We start from the raw sequence: 11,058 nt of genomic DNA, 5'->3' as shown, positions 1-11,058 counted from the left end.
TCCTCGGCCGGGGCGGAGGCGGCGGCCTGGTCCCGCTCGCGGCGTTCGCGGCGGACCAGGATCCACCAGCCGACGGGCACGCCCGCGGCGAACAGCCACCACTGGATCGCGTACGCCATGTGCGGGCCGATGGAGTCGTGGTCGGGGGCGCCGATCAGCTCGGGGGAGTCCTTCGCCGGTTCGGGCGAGGTGAGTTCGACGTATCCGCCGAGGACCTTCCGGCCGAGCGCCTCGGCCTGCTGCGCGCTGTCGATCAGCATGGTCTGGCGCGGGGGCAGGCCCTTCAGGTCCTTGATGCCGCTGCCGTCGGTGGTCTCGTCCGCCATCAGCCGGCCGACGACGGTGACCTCACCGGCGGGCGGCGCGGGCACCTTCGGGAAGGTCTGCTGGTCGGCGGCCGACGGAACCCAGCCGCGGTTCACGAGCAGCACCCGGCCGTCGTGCAGCACCAGTGGTGTCAGTACGTGGAAGCCGACCTGGTCGTCGGCGTTGGTGCGGCGCCGCACCGCGACCTCGTGCTCGGTGTCGAAGGTGCCGGTGGCGCTCACCCGGCGCCAGTAGTCGGCGCGAGGCACGGTGTGGCCGGGGGACGTGAGGTCCTCGACGGGGGCCGGTTCGGCCTTCAGGTTGTCGGCGATCAGGGTGTTCTGCGCGACCCGGTGCTCGTGCCGGTGCATCTGCCAGAAACCCAGCTCGATCATCGCGGGGATGAGAACGAGGGCCAGCAGGGTGAGCAGGACCCACTGCCGGGACAACAGGAAGCGGTACACGACGTCGACGGTACCCCGCACACGACGGCCCCCGGCGGGTGGGGTCCCGCCGGGGGCCGGTGAACGGATCCGCCGCTCACGCCGGGGATCCCCGCTCACATCGTGGATCCCCGCTGCTCACACTTTGTCGACGATGCCCACCCTCCCCTCCGCGCGGGCGCAGTGGGCGCCGCAGTACCAATGGCCCTCGACCTCGACGCCCTGGCCGATGATGCGGCACCGGCAGTGCTCGCAGATGGGCGCCATGCGGTGGATGGCGCAGGAGAAGCAGTCGAAGACGTGCACGGCGCCTTGCGCGTGCACCTCGAAGGACATCCCGTAATCGTTTCCGCAGACCTCGCAACGTGCCATGCGCCACAGGGTGGGACGCGGGCCCGCCGCGGCGTGCGCGGCATGCGGGGTGCGGCGCCGACAATCACTCGGTTGTGGCGGGGGCGCTCACCCGTCTGACGGCCCGTGCGGACGCGTCGTCACTTCTCCGTGGCCGGGGCGACATCGCGCAGGAGCTGGCCGAAGGCCGCCTCGTCGAGCACCGGGGTGCCGTACGACTTCGCCTTGACGACCTTGGAGGTGCCCGCGTCCGGGTCGTTGGTGACGAGCAGGCTGGTCAGCCGGGACACGCTGGTCGCCACGTGCAGGCCGGCCTCCACGGCGCGGTCCTCCAGGAGTTCACGCTCGACCGAGGTGTCACCGGAGAACGCCACCCGCATGCCCTGCTTGAGCGGTTTGTCCGCCTCGTACCGCCCGGGGTTGGGGTACGGGCACGCCGGGCGCTTGCGGGACGGGCGCCAGCCGCCGGGGCGGTACGAACCCTGGCGGCCGATCTGCGGGGTCGCCGGGGACTCCTGCCACTCGGTCAGCGGGCGGCACTCCAGGAGCGGGAGGCGCACATCGTCGCCCGCGGCGGCGTGCAGGCTCGGCCGGAACGCCTCGGCGAGCACGCGCGCGTCGTCCAGGGCGTGGTGCGCGCGCTGCTGTACGACACCGAAGTGCGCGGCGAGCGACTCCAGCTTGTGGTTGGGCAGCGGAAGGCGCAGTTCCTTGGAGAGTGCGATGGTGCAGAGCCGCTGCCGGACCGGGGCGGTGAGCCGCGCGCGGGCGTACTCCCTGGCGATCATCGACCAGTCGAAGACGGCGTTGTGCGCGACCAGGACGCGGCCGTCGAGGCGGGCGGAGAACTCCTCGGCGATCTGCGGGAAGAGGGGGGCGCCCGCGAGGACGTCGCTGGTCAGACCGTGGATCCAGACCGGGCCCGGATCGCGCTCCGGGTTGACCAGCGTGTACCAGTGGTCCTCGACGTCGCCGTGCGCGTCGAGCTGGTAGACGGCAGCCGACACTATCCGGTCGTCCCTGGCGAGTCCGGTGGTCTCCACGTCGACGACCGCGTACCCCGTCGGGTACGCGGCCGGCCACGGCGCTGCGGTCGTACGGTCTTCGAGCATGGTCAATGAGGATACGGCCCGGCACTGACAGCCCGGACACTCGGTCCGCCGCGCCCGGACCCGCGCGTCAACTCCGTTCAGGCGTACGGGAGATGCCGGGAAGCGGCCTTCGCGGTGGCTGTCGCCGGGTCGGCGGGGTGCCCTCGCGGTGGCCGTCACCGGGGCGGCGGGCCGGCCTCGCGTCGGTCGGGGCCGGTGGGCAGGAGGCCGTCGGCAAGCGCGCGTACGGAGACCGTGAACAGCTGCTCGGGGCGCGGCCCGCGGGCGAGGGCGCGGGCCAGCGCCGGGTCGTGCTCCGCCGCCGGCACGTCCCACAGCTCCTGTTCGCCGGGGTGCTGCGCGGGCGCGCGGGCGCGGTTGCGCTCGACCAGGACGAAGCCGACCACCTGGAACAGCACCGCCCGTACCGCCTGCGCCGCGGGGGCGCCGCGCAGGCCCGCCGCGTGCACCTCGCGCACCAGGGCCTGGGCGGCGGGCTGGAACATCCGCTCGGTGAGGCCCCGTTCGTGCACCATCGCGATCAGGTGCGGGTGGTCGAGCAGCTGGCGGCGCAGGGCTCGGGCGACCGAGACCACGCGCCGGGCCGGGGTGGCGCCGCGCGGGGTGAGGGCGCCGAGCTCGGCGACGGTGCGCTCGACGAGGGCTTCGAGGAGCGACTCGCGGTTGCCGACGTGCCAGTAGATCGAGGTGACCGCCGTACCGAGTTCGGCGGCCAGCTTGCGCATCGTCAGGGCGCCGGGCCCGTGCTGCTTGACCAGGGCCGCGGCCGTGGCGAGCACCTGCTCACGGGTGAGCGACGGCCGTACGGAACCGGAACTGCCGGTCATGGAATCCCCCAACTCCGTTGCGTGCACGGCTCTTTACCCTTCATCGGTCACGGTGTAACTGTGTTACAGAACCGCGTGACAGACCCCCTGCAAGGCACGTCGAGCACGACCTGTGAAGGGCGGTACGACATGGCACGGATACGGTACGGCGCACGCTCCGAGGCGGAGATCCGGGCGGCGCGCGGCGCGAGTGCGAAGCTCCCCGACATCTGGTCCACGGGCGTCGTCGCCGTGTGGGAGAGCGACCCGGACGCGGTCGCCGCGGTGCTCCCACCGCCGCTGAAACCCACCGGCCGGCCCCTGGTGCGGGCCAACATCAGCAAGGTCGACCTGCCGGGCTATCCGCTCGGCGCGGGCTCCGTCGCGGTCGCCGCGGAGCACGACGGGGTCACCGGCTGGTACCCGCTGGTCATGCCGATGACCCATGAGCGCGCCCTGATCGGCGGCCGTGAGGTCTTCGGTGAACCGAAGAAGCTGGGCGAGGTCACCGTCGAGCGCGACGGACTCGTGGTGCGGGCCGCGCTCGCCCGGCACGGCATCGCGTTCGTCGAGGTGCGCGGCGCGGTCGGGGAGGCGCTGCCGCTGCCCGAACCCACCCGGAAGGTCGACTTCTACTTCAAGTTCCTGCCCGCCGTGGACGGTTCGGGTCTGGAGGGTGACGCGGTCCTGGTGCACTGCGAGCGGAACGAGAAGGTCCGCAAGCTGGAACGGGTCACCGGTGACGTGGTGCTCCGCGAGTCGATGTACGACCCGGTGGCGGACCTTCCGGTGCGTTCCCTTGTGGAGCTGACCATCGGCGAGAAGACCACCGACCAGCGGGGCCGCGTCGTCGAACGCGTCAGCGCCGAGGCCCTGTTGCCGTACATCCACCAGCGGTACGACGACCCGCAGCAGATCCTCGACGGCCCGCCCGAAGGAAGTGCCTGATGGAGCTGCGTCCCGGACAGGTGGCCGTCGTCACGGGCGCCGCGAGCGGTATCGGTCTCGCGATGGCCCGCAGGTTCGCCGCCGACGGCCTGAAGGTCGTCCTCGCGGATGTCGAGCGGTCCGCCCTCGACCGGGCCGCCGCCGACCTGCGAGCCGACGGCGCCGAGGTGCACGCGCGCGTGGTGGACGTTTCCGAGCGCGACTCGGTCACGGAACTCGCGGACGCGGCGTACGACACGTACGGCGCCGTGCATGTGCTCTGCAACAACGCCGGCGTCGGATCGGGCGCCGAGGGCCGCATGTGGGAGCACGAACCCAATGACTGGAAGTGGGCGTTCGCCGTCAACGTGTGGGGTGTCTTCCACGGCGTGCAGGCGTTCCTGCCCCGGATGCTCGCGGGCGGCGAGCCGGGCCACGTCGTCAACACCTCCTCCGGCGACGGCGGCATCGCCCCGCTGCCCACCGCCTCCGTGTACGCGGTCACCAAGGCCGCAGTCGTCACGATGACCGAGTCGCTGTACGCGCACCTGAGGGCGGAGCACGCGCGCGTGGGGGCGTCCGTGCTCTTCCCGGGACCGCACATGCTGCGCACCGGCCTGTGGGAGTCGCACCGCAACAGGCCCGAGCGGTACGCGAAGGAGCGGCCGCGCCGGAGCCCGTACCGCAGCCTCGACCAGTGGGAGGCGGCGATGAAGGAGGCGGGGCAGGAGGTTCGCTTCACGCCCGTCGAGGAGGTCGCGGACTTTGTCGCGGAGGGCATCGGGGCGGGCCGCTTCTGGCTGCTGCCCGAGAGCGAGCACAGCGACGGGCAGATCCGCGCGCGCTCGCAGTCGATGCTCGACCGCGCCGACCCCTCGTACCTCGAACGATTCATTCTGGACTGAGGAGTTGTGACCGAGATGCCCGAACAGGACCCGTACCTGATCATCTCCTCCGACTGCCACGCCGGGCTTCCCACCGAGGAGTACCGGCCCTATCTCGACCCCCGCTTCCACCGCGACTTCGACGAGTTCCTCGCCGGGCGCGACCGCCGCCGCGAGGAGATGACCCGGCTCGGGGTGCGCAACGAGGCCTTCGCGGACAAGTGGTTCAGCGACAACGAGGAGGGCCTGAAGGGCGGTTGGGACCCCGCGCAGCGCATCAAGGAACTCGATGGTGACGGGGTGGCCGCCGAGGTGGTCTTCCCCGACGCGGACGCCGTCGACAGCCAGACCGCCGCGCCCTTCGGGGTGGGCCTCGGCCTCTCCGGCGACCAGGACCCCGAACTCGGCATGGCGGGCGCGCAGGCGCACAACCGCTGGCTCGCCGAGTTCGTCTCCGCCCATCCCGAACGGCACTGTGGCGTCGCCCTGTTGCCCGTCACCGGCGAGGTGGACCGGGTGGTCGCGGAGATCCACCGGGCCAAGGAGTCCGGGCTCGGCGCCCTGATGATCCCGTCGATGTGGGTCGACAAGGCGCCCTACCACGACCGGCGTTACGACCCCGTGTGGGCGGCCGCCGCGGAGACCGGCATGCCCCTTGTCACGCACTCCGGAGCGGCGCCCCGGCACGAGTACGGCGACCACCTCGGCATCTACGTCAGCGAGGTCACCTGGTGGCCCGCGAGGCCCCTGTGGTTCCTGCTCTGGTCCGGGGTGTTCGAGCGCCACCCGGGCCTCAAGTTCGGGGTGGCGGAGTCCGGTTGCTGGTGGCTGCCGAACCTGCTCTGGTTCATGGACCGGCTCTACCTGGGCGCGCACGGCGGCAAGAAGCTCTCGCCGTTCGCCGAGCTGAAGCGGCCCCCGCACGAGTACCTGGACCGGCAGGTGTTCATCTGCGCCACCAACACCAAGCGCCGCGAACTCGCCCAGCGGTACGAGATCGGCGTCGACAACATCCTCTGGGGCTCCGACTTCCCGCACCCTGAAGGGACTTGGCCCGACACGCGCGCGTGGCTGCGGAAGACGTTCCACGACATCCCGGTGGCCGAGACCCGCCGGATGCTCGGGCTCGCCGCCGCCGAGGTGTTCGGCTTCGACACCGCGAAACTCGCCCCTATAGCGCGGCGTATCGGCCCGACCCCCGCCGACCTGGGCCAGGACGCCGACCAGAGCGCCGTCGAGGCATCCTGGGCGCGCTCCCGCGAGGTGGGCCGGCACTGGCTCACCGACCACGACTTCCCGACCCTGGGGGTGAGCTGATGCGGCCCGACGACCGCTACACCGTCATCTCCGCCGACTGCCACGCGGGCGCCGATCTCCTCGACTACAAGCCGTACTTGGACTCCGCGCACCACGAGGCCTTCGACGCCTGGGCGGCCGGCTACGTCAATCCGTACGAGGACCTGCTCGCCGACACCGCCGACAAGAACTGGAACTCCGAGCGCCGCATCGCCGAACTGGAGGCGGACGGGATCGTCGCGGAGGTGGTGTTCCCCAACACCATCCCGCCGTTCTTCCCGTCCGCGTCCCTGATGGCCCCGGCGCCCACCTGCGCGGAGTTCGAGCAGCGCTGGGCGGGGCTGCGCGCCCACAACCGCTGGCTGGCCGACTTCTGCGCGGCCGCGCCGGGGCGCCGGGCGGGCGTCTTCCAGATCCTCCTGAACGACGTGGACGAGGCGGTGCGCGAGATCCGCCGGTCGCACGCCGCGGGCCTCACCGGAGGACTGCTGCTGCCCGGCACCCCACCCGGTTCCGGCCTGCCCGAGCTGTACTCGGCGGCGTACGACCCGATCTGGGCGACCTGCGCGGAACTCGGCGTACCGGTCAACCACCACGCGGGTTCGGCCTCGCCGCCGCTGGGCGAGGAACCGGCGGCGCGGGCCGTGTTCATGGTGGAGACGACCTGGTTCTCGCACCGCGCGCTGTGGCACCTGATCTTCGGCGGCGCGTTCCGCCGCCACCCGGAGCTGCGGCTCGTCCTGACCGAGCAGGGCTCGGGGTGGATCCCGGGCGTGCTCGACATGCTGGACTACTACCACGGCAGGCTCGTGTCGGCGGCCACCAGGGCGGGCACGGGGGCGGGCACCGCGGAGGCCAAGTTCGGGGTGGGCCTTGCCGATTCGATGGGCAAGGGCCCCTCCGAGGTGTGGGCCGAGAACTGCTACGTCGGGGCCAGTTTCATGCGCCCGCACGAGGTGCCGCTGCGCGAGCGGATCGGCCTCGACAAGATCATGTGGGGCAGCGACTACCCGCACGACGAGGGCACCTACCCGTACACCCGCGAGGGCCTGCGGGTGGCCTACGCGGGCCTGCCGCCGGACGAGATCGCGGCGATGGTCGGCGGGAACGCGGCCCGTGTCTACGGCTTCGACCTGGACCGCCTGAACGCCCTCGCGGCGAAGGTCGGCCCGACCGTCGCGGAGCTGGCCGAACCCCTCGGTCGGCCGCCCGCCGACGCCACCTCCCCGGCCTTCGCACCCGGGGGGTCGGTACGGGTGTGGTGAGCCGGAAGCCATGAGATGTTGCCGGGGTGACTGACGCGCCCGCGCCCGACCACGACAAGCCCGACCACGACAAGCCCGACCACGACGAGGCCCACAGCCAGGGCATGGGCACCCGCCTCAACTGGCTGCGGGCCGCCGTGCTCGGCGCCAACGACGGCATCGTGTCCACCGCCGGACTCGTCGTGGGTGTGGCGGGCGCGACCGGCGAACGCTCCACGCTGCTCACGGCTGGCCTGGCCGGGCTGCTCGCGGGCTCGATGTCCATGGCCGCGGGCGAGTACGTCTCGGTCTCCACCCAGCGCGCGTCCGAGCAGACGGCGCTCGCCCAGGAGCGGCGCGAACTGCGGGAGCAGCCCGCGGCCGAACTCACCGAGCTGACCGGGCTCCTGGAGGCCCGCGGGCTCAGTACGGAGGTGGCGCGGGAGGCCGCCGAACAGCTCACCGAGAAGGACGCGCTCCGTGCCCACGCGCGCGTGGAGCTGGGTATCGACCCGGACAGCCTGACCGACCCGTGGCACGCGGCCGGTGCCTCGTTCCTCGCCTTCACCGTCGGCGCGCTGCTTCCGCTGCTCGCCATCGTGCTGCCACCCGCCGCCGCCCGCCTCTACGTCACGGTGGCCTCGGTCCTCGCGGCCCTCGTCCTCACCGGCTGGGCGAGCGCCCGCCTCGGCCCGTCCCCGGCCGGCCCGTCCGTGGCCCGCAACGTCGTCGGGGGAGCGCTGGCGATGGCGGTCACGTACGCGGCGGGTTCGCTCCTCGGCGCGGCAGGGGTTTAGCGGGCGACTGTGCGGAAGCCGGGCCTACGGAAGGCGGTCCCGAGGCAGGCGGTGGGTGTAGAAGACCGACAGCTTGGAAGGGCTTACCAGAAGTAATACTTGTCGGTAACTACCTCTAGTAGAAGCCGCCACGGGCCCTTACGGTGCACACATGTCCCCGAACCTGCCCGATGTCGTGCTGTGGTCCGTACCGGCGTTCGTGCTGCTCACGATCGTCGAGATCGTCAGCTACCGCCTCCACCCCGACGAGGACGCCGCCGGGTACGAGACCAAGGACGCCGCCACCAGCATCGGCATGGGCGTGGGCAGTCTCGTCTTCGACTTCCTGTGGAAGATCCCGATCGTCGCCGTCTACACCGCCCTGTACGAGCTCACCCCGCTGCGGGTGCCCGTGCTCTGGTGGACGGTCCTCCTGATGCTGCTCGCCCAGGACTTCTTCTACTACTGGTCGCACCGCGGACACCACGTCATCCGCATCCTGTGGGCCTGCCACGTGGTGCACCACTCCAGCCGCAAGTTCAACCTCTCGACCGCGCTGCGCCAGCCCTGGACGACGCTGACCGTGTGGCCGTTCTACCTGCCGATGATCGCCCTCGGCGTGCACCCGGCGGCGCTCGCCTTCTGCTCGGGCGTGAGCCTCGTCTACCAGTTCTGGATCCACACCGAGCGCATCGACAAGCTCCCGCGCCCCTTCGAGTTCGTGCTCAACACCCCCTCGCACCACCGCGTGCACCACGCCTCCCAGGGCAGCTACCTGGACCGCAACTTCGGCGGCATCCTGATCGTCTGGGACCGCCTCTTCGGCTCCTTCGTGCCCGAGACAGACCGCCCCGTCTTCGGTCTGACCAAGAACATCGGCACGTACAACCCGGTCAAGGTCGCCACCCACGAGTACGTCTCCATCGCCAAGGACCTGAAGGCGGCGGGGAGTTGGCGCGAGCGCGCCGGGCGGGTGTTCCGCGGGCCGGGCTGGTCGCCCGCGCCGCGCCCCGAGGCGCAGCTGCAGGAGCCGGCCACCGAGGGCGCCGCGTGACGCCCCCGCGGCTGCTGCTCGCCGCGTTCGGACTCGCCCTGGCCGGCGACCTGGGCTCCCTGCTCGCCGGCTTCACCCCCGGCCACCTGGTGTTCAAGCCGCTGCTCATGCCGCTGCTCGCGGGGTACGCGGTGCTCGCCTGGCGGGCGGGCGGCGACGGCTCCGCCGCCGGGCGCCGGGCCGGTGTTCCCGGTCTGCTGCTCGCCGCGCTGATCTTCGGCTGGGGCGGCGACACCCTGCTCCTCTTCGACGCCGAGCTCGCCTTCCTCGGCGGTATGGCCTCGTTCGCCTTCGGTCACGTCTGCTACCTGACACTCTTCGCGCGGTACGGGACGGCCCGCGCGCACACCGTCCCGCTCGGCATCGGCTACGCCGTCGCGCTGGCCGGTACGGTCGCGCTGCTCTGGCCCGACCTCCCCGCCGACCTGCGGATCCCTGTCGCCGGATACAGCCTGCTGCTCACGGCCATGGCGTTCCGGTCCGTACGGCTGGGGCTCGCGGCGGGCGTGGGCGGTGCGCTGTTCCTGCTCTCCGACACCCTGATCGCCACCGGTGTCGCCGAGTGGCCGCAGCTCCCGCGGCCGGACTTCTGGATCATGCTGACCTACGCGGTGGCGCAGTTCCTCCTCACCAGAGGAGCGCTCACCGCCCGCCCCGTACCGACAGCGGTACCTGAGGCGGCCCGTACGAGCGCCTGAGCGGCGAGCGTCAGCCCCACAGCGGCCGGTCCCACCAGATCGGCGCGGGGACGGCCGTCAGGAGCGCCGACACCGCGACGACCACCGCGAGTACGAGCACCTCGACCCGGGCGGGCACGATCGCCGCGTACGGGTCGGGGGAGCGGCGCAGCCGGACGCGGGCGGCCACGGCGAGCGCGGCGATGACGGCGACGAGCAGCAGCTTGGCGATCAGGACCCGGCCGTACCCCGTGCTGAGCACCGATTCGAGGGGCAGTCTGCGCAGCGCCGAGCAGATCCCGGTGACGGTGACCCCGGCGAACAGCACGGCCGCCACGCGCGCGTAGAGCCCGAGCAGCGCGGCGCCCGCCGTGGGCCGGGTGCGCCAGGCCCGCATCGTACGGAGCACCTGGAGCAGCCCGCCCGCCCACAGCGCCGCACACGTCAGGTGCACAAGCGTCAGCGCGCTGCCGAGCAGCGGGTCGTCCTCCCGGCCTAGGTCGGGGTGGGCGCGCAGCGCCTCCGCGACGATCGCCGCGGCAAGGGGCAGCGTGGCGGTGCCGGGACGGCGTGACTGGGCGCAGAACCCGGCGACCGCGAAGGCGTTGACCTCGACAAGCGCGAGCCGTCCGTCGGCCGTGTCGTACAGCCGCCCGGGGTGCAGCTCGTCGAGCGAGCCCGGCACGAGGTTGCCGTTGGCGACGATGAGCGCGAGCCCCACGGCGGAGGCGGCGCCGACGAACGCCGCGACGAGCGCCCAGCTCCTCGGAGTGCCGGCGGGCGCGTCCGGCACCCGCCGCGACAGCCAGGCCGCCGCCGACTCACCGACGAGCACGCACAGCGCGGCGAACATCGAGATCCGCAGGAGCGTGACCACTCCGACGCCGGGCGGCCGGGCCTCACCGGTGCCGTCGAGCGCGAGCGAGGGGCCGAGCAGCGGGACGAGGGCGGCGGCCAGAACCAGCACCAGCACGGCGAGCGCCCGCCGCGTGCCGGCCGCGGCCTCGACGCCCGGCGTCTCGGGCACCTCGTCCCGCGCGGCGACGGATGGTCTGGACGTGCTCACGGCCTGATCCTCACCGGAACGTCAGGGCCGGGCAAATTGGGTGAGTGTTTCAGCCCCTCCGGCGTTTGAGGAGGCCCGTCCGGCAGGACTTCGGGAAGGGGCGGGTAGGGGAAGAA

General features: G+C 72.4%; 12 protein-coding genes. 7 read left to right on the top strand and 5 right to left on the bottom strand.

Annotated features, from left to right (window positions below; translation table 11 throughout):
- The 4 genes from GUY60_RS26465 to GUY60_RS26450 all read right to left on the bottom strand — a co-directional run.
- Positions 1-770: SURF1 family cytochrome oxidase biogenesis protein (locus GUY60_RS26465; protein WP_161702163.1), on the bottom strand; the 770-nt coding region annotated here is incomplete at its 3' end.
- Between the two features lie 117 nt (positions 771-887).
- The gene (locus GUY60_RS26460) at positions 888-1,121 is read right to left on the bottom strand and encodes a metallothionein (RefSeq protein WP_161702162.1); all 234 of its coding nucleotides are present in this window, start codon (positions 1,119-1,121) and stop codon (positions 888-890) included.
- 119 nt (positions 1,122-1,240) lie between these two features.
- Entirely contained in the window at positions 1,241-2,218 is a 978-nt protein-coding gene (locus tag GUY60_RS26455) for a DEDDh family exonuclease (RefSeq protein WP_161702160.1), read from the bottom strand.
- A 149-nt stretch (positions 2,219-2,367) separates the two neighbouring features.
- A complete protein-coding gene (locus tag GUY60_RS26450) occupies positions 2,368-3,039 on the bottom strand; it encodes a TetR/AcrR family transcriptional regulator (protein WP_161702158.1) in 672 nt (223 codons plus the stop codon).
- Between the two features lie 129 nt (positions 3,040-3,168).
- Here GUY60_RS26450 and GUY60_RS26445 point away from each other — a divergent pair, with 129 nt between their 5' ends.
- The 7 genes from GUY60_RS26445 (at position 3,169) to GUY60_RS26415 (ending at position 9,897) form a co-directional block, all read left to right on the top strand.
- Complete coding sequence (locus GUY60_RS26445; RefSeq protein ID WP_161702156.1) at positions 3,169-3,966, top strand: acetoacetate decarboxylase family protein; 798 nt, start codon at positions 3,169-3,171, stop codon at positions 3,964-3,966.
- Positions 3,966-4,850, top strand: coding sequence for an SDR family NAD(P)-dependent oxidoreductase (locus tag GUY60_RS26440; protein WP_161702154.1), 885 nt, complete (start codon positions 3,966-3,968; stop codon positions 4,848-4,850). The genes GUY60_RS26445 and GUY60_RS26440 overlap by 1 nt, the downstream gene beginning before the upstream one ends.
- A gap of 15 nt (positions 4,851-4,865) precedes the next feature.
- Positions 4,866-6,146, top strand: a complete 1,281-nt coding sequence (locus GUY60_RS26435) for an amidohydrolase family protein (RefSeq protein WP_161702152.1) — start codon at positions 4,866-4,868, stop codon at positions 6,144-6,146.
- Positions 6,146-7,390, top strand: coding sequence for an amidohydrolase family protein (locus GUY60_RS26430; protein ID WP_161702150.1), 1,245 nt, complete (start codon positions 6,146-6,148; stop codon positions 7,388-7,390). Before GUY60_RS26435 ends, GUY60_RS26430 begins: the two co-directional genes overlap by 1 nt.
- A 104-nt stretch (positions 7,391-7,494) precedes the next feature.
- Entirely contained in the window at positions 7,495-8,166 is a 672-nt protein-coding gene (locus tag GUY60_RS26425) for a VIT1/CCC1 transporter family protein (RefSeq protein ID WP_161702167.1), read from the top strand.
- A gap of 151 nt (positions 8,167-8,317) precedes the next feature.
- Positions 8,318-9,199, top strand: a complete 882-nt coding sequence (locus GUY60_RS26420; RefSeq protein WP_161702148.1) for a sterol desaturase family protein — start codon at positions 8,318-8,320, stop codon at positions 9,197-9,199.
- Complete coding sequence (locus GUY60_RS26415) at positions 9,196-9,897, top strand: lysoplasmalogenase (protein WP_161702146.1); 702 nt, start codon at positions 9,196-9,198, stop codon at positions 9,895-9,897. The genes GUY60_RS26420 and GUY60_RS26415 overlap by 4 nt, the downstream gene beginning before the upstream one ends.
- Positions 9,898-9,907: 10 nt before the next feature.
- On the opposite strand, the gene GUY60_RS26410 is transcribed toward GUY60_RS26415, so the two are convergent.
- Entirely contained in the window at positions 9,908-10,942 is a 1,035-nt protein-coding gene (locus GUY60_RS26410) for a CopD family protein (protein WP_376771324.1), read from the bottom strand.
- Positions 10,943-11,058 lie beyond the last annotated feature (116 nt).

Source organism: Streptomyces boluensis (assembly GCF_009908195.1).
In the GTDB taxonomy this organism is placed as follows: Bacteria; Actinomycetota; Actinomycetes; order Streptomycetales; family Streptomycetaceae; genus Streptomyces; species Streptomyces boluensis.
Note: the sequence above shows the minus strand (reverse complement) of the source record. Positions and strands in the feature narration are given on the sequence as shown.